Below are 16,178 nucleotides of genomic sequence, written 5' to 3'. Positions count from 1 at the left end.
GCACCGGTGTAGGGTCCATCACGCTGACGGGAGCTGCAACCGGGATAACCATCAATGCGGGCGGAGGAACAGAGGTCCTCACCGCCCTGGGCCCGGGCGCGACCATCACGCAGAATGCGGGAGTCGGCAGCAACGCGCTGGTCCTGGGGTCCACTCAAAAAACCATCATTGACCTTGGCACTACCACCGGCGGGGCATTCGGAAGGATCATCATCGGCGGTGGCACAAATCCCGGACAGATAACCTTTACGGTGGCCGACTCGGCCATACAGATTGGAGCCAGCCCGACCCTGACTACCGCATATTCGGCGGCGACTAAAATAGGGGGGGTAGCCTGGAGCTCAAAGTCTGTATCTATTTATACCGACAATACCACTGTTGGTACTAGTGGACCGGGTAAATTCACCGGTCTTAAGAACAGCGGCAGCGAGAATATTATCGGCAACAACAGCAGCACCAACACTATTTATATTGACAGTACGCAGGATGTAGAGTAGGTCTCTAACCTGACTAACTGCCAATGTGTTGTCCGAACAGGTTAAAAACCTGTTCGGGCAGCCCGGCAACGGGCGTTACGCCCCATCCGTGTGATCCCCAGGCATAGGTCCGGGGATCACACGGATTATCATGTCGGAACACCCATTTTTCCCTGCTTTCATCTTCCTGCTTCGCCTTCACGGTCGAATTCTCCCCATTCCTCCTTCCTCTCTCTTAATTCCTCCTTTTCCCCCTTCTTCGCCTTTGTGGTAAATTTCTTAATGCGGCGCCGGATGGCGTCTTCGCGGTGGTTTCTTACTATACTGTGGGCCCGTCCCCAAACCGGAGGAAAAATTCCCCCACTGCCCCGGCAACGGTAACACCGCCCCGGCTGAATTTCCTGAATACCAGCCGGCCACCGCCGGAAGCGAGGACAGCGGCCCGTTCACAGACATTGTCCACCCCGGTGATTGACCGGACAAAGTCCGAGGCGGTAAATTGACCCGGGACGCCCTTGAGTTCCTCCGGGGAATAGGCAAAAAACTGCCATCCCCTTTTTTTACAGAGGGAGCAAAGACCTGGCTCGTCCTTTTTGGCCGTAACGGTCCCCACGGCAGCCGCAGCGCTGCTGTTTATCCCGTGCAAGGCCAGGGCCGCCTCCAGGACGCTTTGAATTTCTTCCTCGGGGACCCCCCGTCTGCAGCCTATACCCAGGTACAAACAGGGGGGAACGAGCTGCAGCCAGCCCTTGGGGGGGCGGTAGAGGGATACGGCGATACCCACGGGCGCTTCAAACCCCGGGGCGGTTTTGAGCCCCGGTGGCAGGGGCCCGGTGATGGAAAAATCGCTTTTCAGGGCCATGGTTTCCCCCGCAAGCAGGGCGGCGGATACCTGTTTTGCCTTTTCCAGGGAATCTATCACCAGGCCGTTAGCCTGGGCCCAGAGGTCCACGGCGAAAACCTGGTTTATATCGGTGGCGGTGGTGATCACCGGAACACTGTGCAGCAGGGCGGCCAGTTCCCGGGTCAGGGCATTGGCCCCGCCCAGGTGGCCTGAGACTAATGATATGACCCAAGCGGCCTTCTCGTCGATAACCACCACCGCCGGATCCTGGTCTTTGGATTGCAGCAGGGGCGCCACCGTGCGGACCGCGATCCCCGCAGCGCCGATGAATATCAGGGCGTCCCCGGTGCGAAAGGCCTCGGCGGCCTGTTCGGCCAGGGTCCCCCCAGGCTCCAGGATACTATGCCCCTGGCGGGCCAGCAGATCCGTAAGCCGCCCTTTCAGGGCCCTCCCCGGTCCGGTAAAGGCAAAAACCGCGATAATCATTTCCGGGCATCCCGGTATTCATGGCTAAATCCCGGATCGTAGAGCCGGGAACGTTCATAGCCGGTTCCGAGGAATCCCCCCACGAGGATCAACGCTGTTTTGGTAATCCCGCTTTCCTCCTGCAGCCGGGGCAGGGTATCGATGGTGCCCCGGAGGATCCGTTCCTCGGGCCAGGACGCCTTGTACACGATTGCCGCGGGGGTATCCGGGGGGTAGCCCCCTTCCAGCAATTTTTCCCGTACCTCCCCGATCAGGGCGGCGCTTAAAAAGATCGCCAGGGAAGCCCCGTGGGAAGCGAGGAGCCGGAGGTCCTCATGTTCGGGTACCCCGGTTCTGCCCGAAACCCTGGTGATGATCAGGGTTTGTGAAATGCCGGGGAGGGTATATTCCGCCTTCAGCGCGGCGGCGGCGGCGCTGAAGGAACTAACCCCGGGGACAAGCTCGTAGGAAAAACCCAGTTCGTCCAGCCGGTCCATCTGTTCCCGGATAGCCCCGTATAAAGCGGGATCCCCGGTGTGGAGCCTGACGGTCATCTGCTTCTTTCTCTCCCCTGCCTTGAACCGTTCGATCACCTCCTCCAGGGTCATGGAGGCGCTGTTATACGCCATACATGCTGGTTTTGCCCAGGCGAGCAGCTCCCCATTGACCAGAGAACCCGCATAGATGATCTGATCCGCCCGGGTGATCAGTTCCTTTCCCCGGAGGGTTATCAAGTCCGGGGCCCCCGGACCGGCTCCGACAAAATATATCATAGACTCCCCCGGTCCCTTACCCCGGTATTTTTCATAGACCCTCCCATTGTTCCAAAAGCTCCACGGCTCCGGCGGTACTCCCCAGGAAGCCCCGGGTGGTGGAGAACACCACCGCCCCGGTCTTGAGCTTTCCCCCGGCCCGGCGATCCAGCTGTTCCTGTATCCCGGTGAGGATCCTCCCTTTGACATCCTCCCAGAGTTTTCCGCCGCCCAATAGGGCCAAAACCTGTTCGGTGGTGGCGGCATCGAGGATCTGCCCTATCAGGCGTTGGGGGGCTCCCGCACGGCCTGCATAGGCGGCGAATATCTCCAGCCGGGGATCCCCGTATTTGGAATGGGTATTGAAGTTCCCCGTAACCAACTTTATCAGTTTTCCGATATGCCCCACCAGCAGCAGGTAGGCAAAGCCGAATTCCACGGCCAGATCCAGGGCCTCGCCGATATAATTACTACAGACCACCGGGGCGCCGGTGGCGGCGTCCCCCCAGGTTTTCAAAAAATCCCTGCCGTAGTTCCCCGGGGTGATCAGCGCCTTGTGTTCCCCCCCGGCGCGGAGGACTGAAAATTCCGCCCGGATGGCGCCGATGAATCCGTCGTCGCTTTTAGGCTCCACCACCCCGCTGGTTCCCAGGATCGAAAGCCCCCCCACAATCCCCAGCCGGGGATTAAAGGTCTTCCGGGCGAGGGCTTCCCCCCCGGGGATGGATATGGTAACGGTAAGCCCCCCGGGGTAACCGTATTTTTCGCACACCCCCTGCAGGTTTTCGCGGATCATCCTGAGGGGGGTCCGGTTGATGGCTGCGGCGCCCACCGGCGGGTCCAGCCCGGGTTTGGTGACCCGCCCCACCCCTGCTCCGCCCCGGATGATGATCCGGGAGGCGCGGTTCTTTTTAACCTCCGCCCGGACCAGGATGCCGTCGGTTACGTCCGGGTCATCCCCCGCGTCCTTCCGTACTCCGCAGGACGCCCCGGACGCGTCCCGGCGTATGTCCTCCGGGATAAGGGTCAGCCGGGCGCCCCGGGGGGTAAGGATCTCCACGGAACGGGCTTCCCCGGGGTCTTCGGCCAGCACCAGGGCCGCGGCCGCCTTGGCGGCGGCGGCGGCGCAGGTACCGGTGGTGTACCCGTACCGGAGTTTTTTTCCCTCCACCAGCCGGTATTCATCCATGGGACAAGCTCCAGGTTTTACAGCGCTCCAAAAAGCGCCGGGCCATGGCAGGGGCCGAATAAAAATGGAGGTGGGGAAATCCGGCGTAGAGGGAAGCGGCGGCCCTCCCGGCGGACCAGGTTTCTCCCCCCACGGGCTTCACCGCGATAAAATCATCCCCGGGACAATCGCTGTCCCAATAGTGAAATTCGTGCCCCCGAAAAACACCGCCCCGGGGACAGAGCAGATTATCGGATCGGGCGGTATAGGCGGCATAACCAAACCGGACCGGGCGATCCTTTTTAACGCAGGAACCGGGAAAAATATCCGCCATGGGGTATCGTGTCCCTTTGGAGTCTTCCAGGGTACGGTGGAGGTACATAAACCCCCCGCATTCGGCGATACCGGGCATACCCGACTGCAGGGCGTTACGGATATCCTCCCGCATGCCCCGGTTGTCCGCGAGGGGGGCCGCGTAAAGCTCAGGATAACCTCCCCCCAGGTATAAACCGTCCAGCCCGGCGGGAAGCCCTTGGTCGGCAAGGGGGCTAAAAAAAACCAATTCGGCCCCCATTTTTTTAAACAGGTTGAGGCTGTCCTCATAATAAAAACAAAAGGCCCGGTCCCGGGCAATCCCCAGGCGGACCGGAACCAGGGGGGCTTCGTTCATTTCCGGGAAAAGGCCGGATTCGTCTGTTACCCTGAGGGGAGGCGCGGATTGGGCCAGGCGGATGATGCCGTCCAGGTCCAGGTACTGTTCGATACCATAGGCCCAACGGCCGATTTTTTCTTTCAGGTCCCCCAGCTCTTCCGCGGTGACCAGTCCCAGGTGCCGGCTTTCAATGACCCAATCCTCAAGGAACGGAAGATACCCAAAGACCTCCAGGCCGGTTTCCTTTTCGATGAGGGCCTTGAGACCGGGGTATAAATTTTCCCGGATACGGCTTAATACCACCCCCCGGATATGGCTGTCCTTTCTGAACTCGGCCAGGCCCTTAATCCGGGCGGCAACGGAGACGGAAAGGCCCGCGCAATTTTCTATGAGGATCACCGGGGTTTGGGTTACCCGGGCCAGGTGCCAGGTACCGGCTTCGGTGGTAGTTCCCCCAAGACCGTCATAAAAGCCCATGACCCCTTCCAAAACCGCGATATCCCTGGCCTGGGTGTTTTCGTAGAGCAGCCGGATCACGGTTTCTTCATTACAAAAAAAGAGATCCAAATTGGAGGAATAGGCGCCCACGGCCTCCCGGTGAAACAGGGGATCAATATAATCGGGACCGCACTTAAAAGCGGCGGGCCGGTACTTCCGGTTGATCAAGGCCCGGAGGATACCGCAGGTTAAAGTGGTTTTACCGGAACCGCTGGAACCCGAGGCGACGCAGATCCGGGGCAGGGGGTAATCGAACATCCTAGCCGCCCCCGGAGATAATATACACGGGATCCAGGGCCCGCATCAAATGATATTCCCCCCGCCGGTCGGCCTTGGACAGGATGAGTTCCACCACATCGGGATTGGACAGGGCGTGTTTTTTCAGCAAGCCCACGGCTATGCACAGGGTCTCCAGGGTTATGGCGTTGATCACCACCCGGCACCGGGGATTTTTCGCCAGGACCGCCGCCAGGATCGATTCCAGCCGGCCGGAACTGCCGCCGATAAAAACCCGGTCCGCCGGGGGCAGCCCCTCCAGGGCTTCCGGGGCCGTACCGGGCACCGGGATGATATTCCAAAGCCCCTGCCGCTCCCGGTTTCGCTCCACCAGGGCCAGGGCCTCGCTGTTCCGCTCCACCGCGTAAACCCGGCCGTACCTGGCCCGCAGGGCCATCTCGCAGGAAACCGAACCGGTCCCCGCGCCGATGTCGTAGGCAATGCTGTCGTTTTCCAGCCGGAGTTTCGCCAGGGATACGGCCCGTACCTCCTCCCGGGTCATGGGGACGGCAGCCCGGATAAATTCGTCATCCCCCAAACCGTAATTGCCCCGGGACAGGGAACGGGGGGCGGGATTCTCGACCAGCGCCACCGAGAGGGGATCAAAGGGGAGGTCCGCCAAGGTTTCCGCCGGGCCGGAGCGGAGCCGTTCATCGGGGTAGGAGAGTTTTTCCCCCACATGGACCATGAGGTTCCCCAGGCCCCCCCGGGTAAGGACCTTGCAGAGACGGGCGGCGGTGGTTTCGCCCCCGGTGAGGAAGAAGGTTTTCCGGTGGTACAGCACCGGCCCGATGACATCCCCCTCCCTGCCGTGGAGGCTTACCACCCGGACATCCTCCCAGGGGATGCCCAATACACCGGTAAAATACACCAGGGAACTTATCCCGTTTATGACCCGGAAGGACCAGCCCCGCTTTTTTATCAGGGGAATGAGTTTTCCGGCTCCACTGTAAAATCCGCAGTCCCCGGAAAAGAGCACCGTAAACTCCTCACCGGGGCTGTCTTCGATACGGCGGATTATTTCCTCCGCCCCGGTAAGGGCATAGCGTTTCTTGCCCTGGGCTAAATTTTCCACCGCGGATAAGAGCCGTTCCGCCCCGATAAGAACGGGGCTTGCCGCAATGGCCTCCCGGGCCGCACCGGTCAAAACCGCTTCCGCGCCGGGACCTGCCCCCACCAGGTAGATCCTTTTCCCCGCCATTTTTCAACCGCCCCTTTCGTCCACAAAAAAAGCCGGGAACTCTTTCCGCAAAATTTCCATGATTCCCGGTAAGGTATACCCCTCCGCCTTTGCCGGCCGCTTGAGGATCACCACGGTTACCCCCTCCTTTTGGGCGGCGCGTATCTTTTCCAAAAGCCCCCCCTCCTCCCCGGTTTCCTTGGTCACGAGCCAGGAAACACCGGTATGCCGCAGCAGGGCCCGGTTAAAGTCCTCCTGAAAGGGTCCCTGCAGGGCTATCACCCGGGAAGGGGAAAACCCCAGGGTCCGGCACTTTCTTATCCCCTCCTCCAGGGGCAGGATCCTGATGAACACCCGATCCCGCAGTTCCGGCCGGGCAAAGGATTCCAGATCTTTACTCCCCGTGGTTAAGAGGATGCCACCCTCCTCTTGGGCCAGAAAGGCCGCGGCCGCGGCCATGGTGTCCGCCCGGCGGACCGGTATTTCCCGGGGCAGGGACAGGGCCTCCCTTTGCAGCCTGAGGTAACGGCATTGGGCCCTGGCGCAGGCATCCCGGATGTTTCTTGTAACCTCCACCGCATAGGGGTGGGTGCAGTCGATGACATAATCCGGCCTATGCCGGAGGAGTTCCCCGTAGATTCCGGCGGCATCCAGCCGGCCCGGCCGTATATCAATCAGGGGAGAGCCGCCCCTCCCCTCCCCTTCCTCCAGGAGTTCTTTCCCGTATTCGGTGGCGGTAAACACCCGCAGCCGGCAGGGGCTTTTTACGGAACGCCGGACTTCCTCGATAAACAAGCGGCCTTCGGTGGTTCCCGCAAAAACAAAGAATTCAGTCACGGCGGTAGCCCCTGAGGGTTACCATCTTTCCGCCGATAAGCCCGGTTTCCGCGCCGCCGACAATGACCGTGGTAACCATATCGGCCTTTTGGTTCCGCAGTTCCCCGAGGCTCATGATACGGCTCTGTTCCCCCTCCCGGCCCGCGCAGCTTACGATACCGCAGACCGTCTCCGTACTGCGGCAGCCCAGGATGATGTCGCAGGCTTTTTCAAGGTGGCCCTTTCGTTTGGTACTGCCGGGATTATAGAGGCAGAGGGGGAAGCCCGCCGCCGCCGCCGCGGAAAGCCGGGCCGCGATCACTTCCCAGGGGGTGAGGAGGTCGCTGAGGCTGATTACGGCAAAGTCATTGGTCAGGGGCGCCCCCAACAGGGCCGCGGCGGCCAAAGCCGCGGTTATCCCCGGTATCACCAGGATCTCGACCCCTGCATATTCCGGGGCCAGTTCGTACACCGGACCCGCAAGGCCGTAGACCCCGGCGTCCCCGGAACATACCAGGGCAGTAGGCTTTCCTCCGGCGGCAAAATCCAGGGCCATCCGGCACCGTTTAAGTTCCCCGCCCATGGGGGTGGAAAATTGTTCTTTCCCCTTGATAAGGTCCTGTATCAAATCGAGGTAGCGTTGATACCCCACCACCACCTGGCACGCTTCCAGCGCGTACCTCGCTTCCGCGGTCAGATATTTTTCATCCCCCGGCCCAAGGCCGATCACATAGAGTTTCATGTTTTTTCCGGCCCTCCGGCAGTTTAGGTATAATATGCCGGCTGCCGCCTGTCAATAGCGGGGGGTTAGCGGTGTAGTAAATTAACCACGAACCACACGAGCAGGGAAGAATGATTAACCACGAACCACACGAACCTCACGAACAGGGAGGAATAATTAGCCACGAACCACGCAAACCGCTCGAACAGGAGGGAATAATTAACCATGAACTTTTACTTCGATATCTTGGAATTAATACCTGAATTCTCTTCTTTGTTCGTGGTGTTCGTGAGGTTCGTGGTTTTTCCTGTCCTTTGCTGAAATTATGATTATTTCCCTTGACCAGGGAATCGAATCCTGATATACTACTTCCAGACATTACAATGGGGAAGCAGGGTGAAATTCCCTCGCAAGTGCGTTACCGTTACAGCCGGGTTACCAGGGTCATATTTTTTCTGCGCACACCGGAAAAATATGAATAGCAGTGCGAAGCCATGGTGTGTGCCATGGCTTTTTTATTTAAGGAGTCTAATAAATCACCGAGATTTAGATTCAAATAATTCTTACAAGGAAGGAACCACGATGAAGAACAAACTCGTTTCGTTGACAGCCTGTGCGCTGTCCCTGTTGCTTATTGCCCTGAGCGCCTGCAGCAGCGTTAAGCCCGCTGCGGGGGATCAGAAGCCGGTGCTGCTGGTAGTGAGCTTTGGCACCAGTTACAATGAATCCCGGGCAAAAACCATTGAGGCCATTGAAAAAACTTTGGCCGCCGCCTATCCCGGTTATGAACAACGCCGGGCTTTTACCAGCCAGATCATTATCGACAAGTTAAAAGAACGGGACGGCCTGAACATCGACAATGTTACCGATGCCATGGAACGCTTACGATCCGACGGGGTAAAACAGGTGGTCGTCCAGCCGACCCATGTCATGAGCGGCCATGAGTACGATGACGTAATTGCGGAAATCAAACCCTTTGAAAAATATTTTGCGAGCATCACCTACAGCCTGCCCCTGCTCATTTCCGATCAGGATTACACCGATATCGTCAATATCCTGACCGAAGAAACAAAACAATACGCGGATGACAACACCGCCGTGGTTTTTATGGGTCACGGGACGGAACACGCGGCAAACGCTACCTACGCAAAACTCAGCCAACAGCTCAAGAGCCGGAACTTCTCCCATTACCTGATCGGTACCGTGGAGGCGGAACCCTCCCTGGAGGATGTGATCGCCGAAACAGAAGGGTTGAAGGTTAAACGGGTGGTGCTGCTGCCCCTGATGATCGTGGCGGGGGATCACGCCAATAACGATATGGCCGGGGATGAGGAGGATTCCTGGAAAACCATCTTTGAGTCCCACGGGTATGAGGTGGTACCGGTGCTCCGGGGCCTAGGTGAATACCCGGGGGTTCGGGATATGTTTGTCCGCCATGTCGGGAACGCCATCAAGGGCTAACAGGATAAGTCGAAGAAGGAGGGCGGTGTGGGTTTGCCCGGTAAAAATAAGATCTGCCGCATCATGCCGCTGCTCCTGCTCCTGGGGGGGATTATCCCCGTAGCTGCCCAGGAGACGGAAGGGGATTTTCCCTGGGATCCGGAATACGAGGTCCTCCCCGAAGGAGAAGGGATCACCATCACGGGCACCCGCACCGAAAAGCGGCTTACGGACAGCCCGGTGGTGACGGAGATTATTTCCGAAAAGGAGCTAGTCCATTCCAATGCCGATACCTTGACGGACATTCTCGATGACTATGGCCTGGTGTATACCGGGAACGCCATGGGGGATTATATCCAGATGCAGGGGATGGATAAGGCCCGGGTGCTGCTCCTCGTAAACGGTCGGCGGGTGGTGGGGAGAAATTCCCAGCGCTTCCAGGGGGAAACCCTGCCCCTGGGAAACATCAAACAGATAGAAATCGTCCGGGGACCCCAGTCGGCTCTTTACGGCTCCGACAGTATCGGGGGGGTAATCAACATCATCACTAAAAAACCTGAGGCGGCCCCCTTCTTTACCGCGGGCCTTACCAACCGTTTCCTCCCGGCCTATGACTTTACCCCCCTGCGGGAACAACTGTTTACCGCGGCCGGGGGATTTTCTGTGGGAAAGGTCCGGAACGCCCTGGATGTGGAAACCGGCTGGGGAACCTTTTATTACGACGAAACCGGGGAAAGCTCCCTGCTCCCCCGGTACTATCGGGGAAGGGCGGGGCTGGATACGGTTATCCCCCTGGGGGATACTTCGGAATTCCGGACCGGGGGTTCTTTTATGCTGATGCGGCGGGACGACCAGACCGATAAGCAGGGAAGTCTTAACCGGTTTGATTATATCCGCGCCGAGGGTTATGCCGAAATGGAGTTAAGCCCCTTGGAAGGAAGCAGGCTTACCACAAGGTTCTACGACAACTTTTACCGGCGGGATAAAGACACCTATTCCTCCGATACCGATGCCTGGAAAGCGGGGGAAAGCGGGGAAAACGAAAACCTCGCGGCCCTGGAACTGATGGGGGTATACGAAGGGCTCTCCAATTTTATCTTCACCCTGGGACTGGAAGGGGCCTACCACAGCATGGAAAAGTACGATCTGGATACGCCGTTTATCGGTATTGATAAGGAAGCGCTTTTTTTCCAGACCGAGTATTACCGGGAAAAATTTTCCATCCTCGCCGGGGTACGGGTAGAGCGGAACTCTCCCTTTGGTTTTGCCGGGGCGCCGAAACTGTCCCTGATGTACCATCTTCCCCGGGGGTTCCGCGTTCTGGCCGGGGCCGGGGCAGGCTATAGGGCGCCGAGTTTTAACGATCTCTACCTGGATTACGAAAACAGAACCCAGCATGTGCGGGGCAACCGGGACCTCCGGCCGGAATATTCCCTGGCCGTTAACACCGGACTTGAGTACGCCCGGCCCGGCTGTTTTGCCCAGATCAACCTCTATTACCATGAACTTTTTAACGAGATCGACAATGTCCTGACCGATACCGTAAACGGCCAGCGGATCTACGACGCTAAAAATATCGCCCGATCCATGCGGGCCGGTATTGACGCCGAAGGAAAGCTGTCGTTTCTGAAATACGGTTTCTTCTCCCTGGGGTACGCTTGGCTTTACGGGTATGATCGTCATGAAAAAACGGAACTCTATCCCCAGCCGGCCCACACGGTCAAAATGAAACTGGGTTTTGAACATCAGGAGCGGCGCATTACTACGTACCTGCAGGGCCGTTTTTTTTCACCCCTGCATATCCCCAACAAACCGGATACGGATCCCCGTTTTATCCTTGATTTTTATTTTTCCCTGGCCCTGCATAAAAATTTCCTGGTCAAAGCAGGGGTGGACAATGTTACCGGCCTCATCGATTCCCTGGGGCCGTCAACCCCCCAGATCTTTTCCATCGGCCTCAACTATGAGCTATGAATCCCGGGAGTTTGAAAATTTCTTAACCGCCTCATAGAGTTCCCCCAGGTTTTCCACGATCCGGGGGGAAGGCCGCAGGAACAGCGACGAAGGGATGATATTGATGTTTTTTTCTTTTCCCGCCCTGGTTTGGGTGATCACCGGATCAGCGGCTAACACGTCCTCAACCTTGGTAAAGGACAGGGCGCCGAAAAGAAAATCGGGATTCTGCGCCAGGATATACTCAGGGGAAAGAATGGGCTGGGCCGCGCTTAAGCCTTCGGCGATATTCCGGGCCCCCAGGATGGTGAGGATCTCCCCCGCCAGGGTCTGGTCGGTAAAGGCCATGATGGGATCGGCGGAGTAGATAAAGGCCCCGGTGAGGTCCAGGGGCCGCTGTTCCAGGTCCGCCCGGATGGCCGCAAGCCGGGACCGCTTCTCCGTGATCAGGGCTTCCGCCTCCGTTGCCCGGCCTGTAAGCCGGCCCATAAGGAGGGTGCTGTTAAAAATATCTTCTATAAAATATGCCCCGTGGATAATCGCCCGATAACCCCGGCGGTTAAAATCCGCGATAAGCTCGGAGGTCATGGTGTTACCGATGATAAGATCCGGCTCAAAGGCGATAATCGTTTCCACATTAGGCCGGGAGGTACTGCCCACCACCGGAAGCAGTTTGGTTTTTTCTTCCGGCCAGATATAGCCCCGGACCGAGGGGATCGCCGCGATGGAATCCTCGGCGCCGATGAGGTACAGGGTTTCTATCGCCCCCGGGGAGAAGAGGACGATCCGCCGGTAGCGGGTCAGGGGTATTTTATTGCCCTCCCGGTCAACAATATATTCACCCCCCTTCTCGGTGAGTACCTGCCAGTAGAGGGCCCGCTCCCCGGTGTTTTGCCGCTCTCCGCTGTTTTCGCGGTTTGCCGTCTCCTTGCCCCCGCACGCCCCCAAACAGAGGCATGCCAGGATCGGCAGGATCATCCCGAATCCCGCAGGGGCTTGTTTTTTGTCCATGCTCAGTCCTCCCCGTTATTCCGCCTGGGCAGCACCACCGGCCGCCCCTCCCCGTCGGTTTGTATGAGCGCCCGGATGCCGTAGATCTCCTCCACCATGTTTCCGGTAATAACTTCCCGGGGACCGCCCTGATACCGCAGGCAGCCCTCCTTGAGCAGCACGATCCGGTCACAGTACTGGGAGGCCAGATTCAAATCGTGGAGGACCGCTATGATGGTTTTCCCTTCTTTTCCGGACTTTTGCCGCATGAATTCCATGATCTCTATGGTATGGTTAAGATCCAGCCCCGAGCTTACCTCGTCCAGGAGCAGGATATCCCCCTCCTGCACCAGACAGCGGCCGATGATCACCTTTTGCCGTTCCCCGCCGGAAAGTTCCGTCACCTTTCGATCCGCCAGGCCGCTTATCCCCAGGATCTCCATCACTTCCGCAACCTTGGCCCAATCGCTTTTTCCGTAACCGGCCCAGCGATCCTTGATGTGGGGAAGCCTGCCCAGGACGATCACCTCCTTTACCAGGAGGGAGCCGTGGAGGACCGGGTTTTGGGGCAAAAAGGCGATCCGCCGGGAGCGTTCCTCCTGATTAGGAAGGGTATGGGTTCCGGAGAAAAGGATCCGCCCCCGGGAAGGTTTCAGATACCCCAGAATGATTTTGAGAAAGGTTGATTTTCCCGAACCATTGGGACCGAGGAAGCCCAGGAATTCCCCCGGCTCTATGGTGAGGGATATTTCCCTGAGCACCGGCCTGCCGTAGTAGGCAAAACTCACCTGCTCCGCCGCAAGGCTCATAGAGCCACCCCCCGCCCGGTCCTGAGGGCGAGAAAAAGAAAAAAGGGAGCCCCGAAAAAAGCGGTGATCACCCCGATGGGAATTTCGATGGGGGCCAGCAGGGTCCGGGCCAAAATATCGGCGAGGAGCAAAAACACACCCCCCGCATACGCCGCCAGGGGCAGCAGGCGGCGGTGGCTGTTCCCCACACAGAGCCGTACCCCATGGGGCACCATCAGTCCCACAAAGCCTATCATGCCTGTAAAGGCCACGGAAAAGGCGGCGATCAAACTCACCACCGCGAGGAGCCGCCGCTTGAGGGCCCCCACGGGCAGTCCTAGGGAAAAGGCCTCGTCATCCCCCAAAAGCAGGGCGTCCAGGTCGTGACGGTGGTACAAAAAGTAGGACATCCCCAGGAGCAGGGGCCCGGCCAAAAGGCCGGCCCGGAACCAGGAGGCTCCCCCCAGGTAACCCATGGTCCAGATCACGATCCGGTAGGCGTCCTGCCCCGACATATACATAAAAAAAGAAGTAAAGGCCCCCAAAAAGGTGGATACCGCCACGCCGATGATGAGGATCCCCGCGGTGTCGGTTTTCCCCTCCCGGCCGGAAAGACGGAAGATGAGAAAGGCGGTTCCCGCCGCGGTAACAAAGGCAAAGATCCCGTAAAAAAAATCGGGGAGTTTCAAAATAAATGCCAGGGCCGCCCCGGCCATGGCGCCGGAACTGATGCCGATTACGTAGGGGTCCGCCAGGGGATTACGGAACACGGCCTGGGAAACGGTCCCCGCCGAAGCCAACATCATCCCCACCAGGAGGGCCGTCACCATCCGGGGCAGCCGGAGCCCCAGCACAATCCTGGCGGCAGGGCTGTCCCGGTCGGCCCCGGTAAAAATGGCCCCCATACGGGACAAGGGGATCTTGACGCTGCCCGAAAAAAGGCCGAACAAAAGCAGCAGTACCAGCAGCACCGATACCGCCAGCATAAAAAAAAACGCGCCGCGGGTCTTCACCAGGGAACCTCATCACCCTTCTGCCGAGGGTTCGGGTAATAGGCACAGGGACCGTCTCCCGGCTTCCGGATCCGCTTACTCAGGACGCCTTCTCACCGGATGCCGGGCGGTTCAACCGGGTTTTACCCGTCGAACCGCCCGCTCCGGCAATGGCTCTACCAAGGGGCGCGCGCCAAAACCCGCGCATCCCTTTATCGCCCGTTTCATCCCCGGTTACGGTGGCGGGACCGCAACGGAATTGCACCGTATTCTGTTATCCCTGCACCGGAAAAACCTCCAGGGGTTTCTCCACTGACCTTTATCATAGGGGGGTTATACAGGAATGTCAATAAAAAATAAAGGAGTTTACCAGGTAAAGGGAGTGTCCGGGGGTAAATCAAACACCCTGCCGATGATCTCCTTCCGCAGGACCTCTGGGGGGGGGCCCAGGGCGGCGATTGTTCCGTTTCCGATGAGGATGATCCGGTCGGCGTATAAACGGGCCAGGTTCAGGTCGTGGAGGCTGACCAGGGCGCCGGCGCCGGTACCGGTTATGGAGCGGAGCAGGGTCATCACCATAAGCTGGTACTTGGGGTCCAGGGTGTTGGCGGGCTCATCTAAAAGCAGGAGCTTTGCCTCCTGGGCCATGGCCCGGGCGATGAGGACCCGCTGGAATTCCCCGCCGGAAAGTTCCGTCACCGGCCTATCCTCAAACCCCAAAAGGCCCGCGGCCGTAATCGCCTGGGCCACGGCCTTTTGATCCCCGGGGTGTTCCGCCCCGAAGATACCCCGATAGGGAAAACGCCCCTGGGCAATGAGCTCCTGCACCGTAAAGGGCCAACCCGGACTGGTCCCCTGAAAAAGGAGGCTTATCTGCCCCGCCTTCTCCCGTTTTCCCATGAGGGCCGTATCCCGCCCGTCCAGCAGGACCCGGCCCGCCAGGGGGCTGAGGATGCCGCCGATGGTTTTAAGGAGGGTTGTTTTTCCGGAACCGTTGGGCCCGGCCAGAACCAGCAGCTCCCCGGGCCTAACCCCCAGGGAAATACCGGAGAGCACCGGCTTTTTCCTAAAGCCCACGGTGAGATTTTCCAGTTCCAGCCGGGGAATTCCGGCATCCGCTTGGGGCGGGGTGGTTTCCATCAGAACTGCCCCAGCCGCCGGCCATGGCGGGCCAAAAGATAGATAAAGAAGGGGGCGCCCCCCAGGGAGGTGATGATGCCGATGGGAAATTCCATGGTTCCCAGGGAACGGGCGCCGATATCCGCCAGGACCAGGAGGAGGGCCCCCATCAGGGCGGAAGCGGGGAGGAGCCTTTTATGGACCGGCCCGGTGATCATCCGTACCGCATGGGGGGCGATAAGGCCCACAAAGCCGATGATACCCGCGGCGGAGACCGCCGCCGCCGCCGCCAAAGAAGCCCCCAGGGCGATAAAGCCCCTGGTTTTGGGCACATCTATTCCCAGACTCTCCGCCACCTCCTCCCCCTGGAGGAGCAGGTCCAGGGGACGGCAGCCCAGAAAAACCAGCACGCAGCCCAGGAACATCACCGGCAGGACCGCGGGCAATTCGACCCAGGAGGCCCCGTTCAGGCTGCCCAGAAGCCAGTAGTACACCCGGTAAAGGTCCCGGTCTTTCAAAACCAGGATCAGGGACAGGAGGGCGGAAAAAAACGCCCCCAGGGCCGCCCCGGCCAGGAGCAGGGCCGCGGTGGGGGGAGGATTCCCCACGCTCCGGGCGATAACAAAGGCCAGGCATACCGCCCCCAGGGCCCCCGCAAAGGCGCAGAGGGACACCGCCGACAGGGGGCCTGCCAGGGAAAACCCCAGGGTAATTGCCAGGGCTGCCCCCAGGGCCGCCCCGGAGGAGGCGCCTATCACATAGGGGTCTGCCAGGGAATTTCTGAATATCCCCTGAAAGGCCGCGCCGGAAACGGCCAGGGATGCCCCCACAGCTATGGCCAGGATCAGCCGGGGCAGCCGGATTTCGAAGAGGATCAGGGCCGCGGTATCCTCCCCTGCAGGATTAAACAAAAAAAGAAAAGCCCGGTATAGTTCTTGGGGAGTAAACCCCACGGAACCCGAGAGGAGCCCCCAAAAAAAGGCCAGGATCAGGGCAAGGGAAAGCACGATCACCAAGGACGCCCGTAAATACCGGATCATTATCCCCC

The 16,178-nt window shown here is 59.2% G+C and carries 15 protein-coding genes and 1 riboswitch; of the genes, 3 read left to right on the top strand and 12 right to left on the bottom strand.

Going from position 1 to position 16,178, the window contains the following annotated elements:
• The coding region (locus LQZ21_RS07485; protein WP_411043660.1) for a hypothetical protein at nucleotides 1–497 on the top strand (497 nt) is incomplete at its 5' end.
• Between the two features lie 298 nt (nucleotides 498–795).
• Here the strand turns inward: LQZ21_RS07485 and LQZ21_RS07480 are convergent.
• From LQZ21_RS07480 to cobJ, 7 genes are read right to left on the bottom strand one after another with little or no spacing between them, the layout of a single operon-like run.
• Nucleotides 796–1,806 (bottom strand): cobalt-precorrin 5A hydrolase, encoded by a 1,011-nt coding sequence (locus tag LQZ21_RS07480; RefSeq protein WP_411043659.1) that lies wholly within the window; start codon nucleotides 1,804–1,806, stop codon nucleotides 796–798.
• Complete coding sequence (cobM, locus tag LQZ21_RS07475) at nucleotides 1,803–2,558, bottom strand: precorrin-4 C(11)-methyltransferase (RefSeq protein ID WP_411043658.1); 756 nt, start codon at nucleotides 2,556–2,558, stop codon at nucleotides 1,803–1,805. Before cobM ends, LQZ21_RS07480 begins: the two co-directional genes overlap by 4 nt.
• A 31-nt stretch (nucleotides 2,559–2,589) precedes the next feature.
• Complete coding sequence (gene cbiD, locus LQZ21_RS07470) at nucleotides 2,590–3,726, bottom strand: cobalt-precorrin-5B (C(1))-methyltransferase CbiD (RefSeq protein WP_411043657.1); 1,137 nt, start codon at nucleotides 3,724–3,726, stop codon at nucleotides 2,590–2,592.
• Nucleotides 3,719–5,113 (bottom strand): cobyrinic acid a,c-diamide synthase CobB, encoded by a 1,395-nt coding sequence (locus LQZ21_RS07465; protein ID WP_411043656.1) that lies wholly within the window; start codon nucleotides 5,111–5,113, stop codon nucleotides 3,719–3,721. The genes cbiD and LQZ21_RS07465 overlap by 8 nt, the downstream gene beginning before the upstream one ends.
• Nucleotide 5,114: 1 nt before the next feature.
• Nucleotides 5,115–6,332 carry a precorrin-6y C5,15-methyltransferase (decarboxylating) subunit CbiE gene (gene cbiE / locus LQZ21_RS07460; protein WP_411043655.1) on the bottom strand — a complete coding sequence of 406 codons (1,218 nt, stop codon included), beginning with the start codon at nucleotides 6,330–6,332 and terminating at the stop codon, nucleotides 5,115–5,117.
• A gap of 3 nt (nucleotides 6,333–6,335) precedes the next feature.
• On the bottom strand, nucleotides 6,336–7,148 hold the full coding sequence (gene cobK / locus LQZ21_RS07455) for a precorrin-6A reductase (protein ID WP_411043654.1): 813 nt from the start codon (nucleotides 7,146–7,148) through the stop codon (nucleotides 6,336–6,338).
• A complete protein-coding gene (gene cobJ, locus LQZ21_RS07450; RefSeq protein WP_411043653.1) occupies nucleotides 7,141–7,869 on the bottom strand; it encodes a precorrin-3B C(17)-methyltransferase in 729 nt (242 codons plus the stop codon). Before cobJ ends, cobK begins: the two co-directional genes overlap by 8 nt.
• Before the next feature lie 561 nt (nucleotides 7,870–8,430).
• On the opposite strand from cobJ, the gene LQZ21_RS07445 reads away from it, so the two are divergent.
• Both LQZ21_RS07445 and LQZ21_RS07440 read left to right on the top strand, forming a co-directional pair.
• Nucleotides 8,431–9,309, top strand: a complete 879-nt coding sequence (locus LQZ21_RS07445; RefSeq protein WP_411043652.1) for a sirohydrochlorin cobaltochelatase — start codon at nucleotides 8,431–8,433, stop codon at nucleotides 9,307–9,309.
• Between the two features lie 27 nt (nucleotides 9,310–9,336).
• Complete coding sequence (locus tag LQZ21_RS07440) at nucleotides 9,337–11,262, top strand: TonB-dependent receptor plug domain-containing protein (protein ID WP_411043651.1); 1,926 nt, start codon at nucleotides 9,337–9,339, stop codon at nucleotides 11,260–11,262.
• Here the strand turns inward: LQZ21_RS07440 and LQZ21_RS07435 are convergent.
• The 5 genes from LQZ21_RS07435 to LQZ21_RS07415 form a co-directional block, all read right to left on the bottom strand.
• Nucleotides 11,257–12,252: an ABC transporter substrate-binding protein gene (locus tag LQZ21_RS07435; protein ID WP_411043650.1), complete on the bottom strand. Its 996-nt coding sequence runs from the start codon at nucleotides 12,250–12,252 to the stop codon at nucleotides 11,257–11,259. The genes LQZ21_RS07440 and LQZ21_RS07435 overlap by 6 nt on opposite strands.
• 2 nt (nucleotides 12,253–12,254) lie before the next feature.
• A complete protein-coding gene (locus LQZ21_RS07430; RefSeq protein WP_411043649.1) occupies nucleotides 12,255–13,040 on the bottom strand; it encodes an ABC transporter ATP-binding protein in 786 nt (261 codons plus the stop codon).
• Nucleotides 13,037–14,032: a FecCD family ABC transporter permease gene (locus LQZ21_RS07425; protein ID WP_411043648.1), complete on the bottom strand. Its 996-nt coding sequence runs from the start codon at nucleotides 14,030–14,032 to the stop codon at nucleotides 13,037–13,039. Before LQZ21_RS07425 ends, LQZ21_RS07430 begins: the two co-directional genes overlap by 4 nt.
• A 32-nt stretch (nucleotides 14,033–14,064) precedes the next feature.
• A riboswitch (cobalamin riboswitch) is annotated at nucleotides 14,065–14,335 on the bottom strand.
• A gap of 42 nt (nucleotides 14,336–14,377) precedes the next feature.
• A complete protein-coding gene (locus LQZ21_RS07420) occupies nucleotides 14,378–15,151 on the bottom strand; it encodes an ABC transporter ATP-binding protein (RefSeq protein WP_411043647.1) in 774 nt (257 codons plus the stop codon).
• Complete coding sequence (locus LQZ21_RS07415) at nucleotides 15,151–16,170, bottom strand: FecCD family ABC transporter permease (protein ID WP_411043646.1); 1,020 nt, start codon at nucleotides 16,168–16,170, stop codon at nucleotides 15,151–15,153. The genes LQZ21_RS07420 and LQZ21_RS07415 overlap by 1 nt, the downstream gene beginning before the upstream one ends.
• Nucleotides 16,171–16,178 lie beyond the last annotated feature (8 nt).

The sequence above is a fragment of the Treponema sp. TIM-1 genome, assembly GCF_046533115.1.
Classification (GTDB): domain Bacteria; phylum Spirochaetota; class Spirochaetia; order Treponematales; family Breznakiellaceae; genus JAIRMO01.
The sequence above is the reverse complement of the archived record's forward strand: the minus strand, read 5'-3'. Positions and strand labels throughout refer to the sequence as shown.

Coding starts and splice junctions, on each gene's coding strand:
- LQZ21_RS07480 (WP_411043659.1), bottom strand. CDS start 1,806: ATGATTATCGCGGTTTTTGCCTTTACCGGACCGGGGAGGGCCCTGAAA.
- cobM (WP_411043658.1), bottom strand. CDS start 2,558: ATGATATATTTTGTCGGAGCCGGTCCGGGGGCCCCGGACTTGATAACC.
- cbiD (WP_411043657.1), bottom strand. CDS start 3,726: ATGGATGAATACCGGCTGGTGGAGGGAAAAAAACTCCGGTACGGGTAC.
- LQZ21_RS07465 (WP_411043656.1), bottom strand. CDS start 5,113: ATGTTCGATTACCCCCTGCCCCGGATCTGCGTCGCCTCGGGTTCCAGC.
- cbiE (WP_411043655.1), bottom strand. CDS start 6,332: ATGGCGGGGAAAAGGATCTACCTGGTGGGGGCAGGTCCCGGCGCGGAA.
- cobJ (WP_411043653.1), bottom strand. CDS start 7,869: ATGAAACTCTATGTGATCGGCCTTGGGCCGGGGGATGAAAAATATCTG.
- LQZ21_RS07445 (WP_411043652.1), top strand. CDS start 8,431: ATGAAGAACAAACTCGTTTCGTTGACAGCCTGTGCGCTGTCCCTGTTG.
- LQZ21_RS07435 (WP_411043650.1), bottom strand. CDS start 12,252: ATGGACAAAAAACAAGCCCCTGCGGGATTCGGGATGATCCTGCCGATC.
- LQZ21_RS07430 (WP_411043649.1), bottom strand. CDS start 13,040: ATGAGCCTTGCGGCGGAGCAGGTGAGTTTTGCCTACTACGGCAGGCCG.
- LQZ21_RS07420 (WP_411043647.1), bottom strand. CDS start 15,151: ATGGAAACCACCCCGCCCCAAGCGGATGCCGGAATTCCCCGGCTGGAA.
- LQZ21_RS07415 (WP_411043646.1), bottom strand. CDS start 16,170: ATGATCCGGTATTTACGGGCGTCCTTGGTGATCGTGCTTTCCCTTGCC.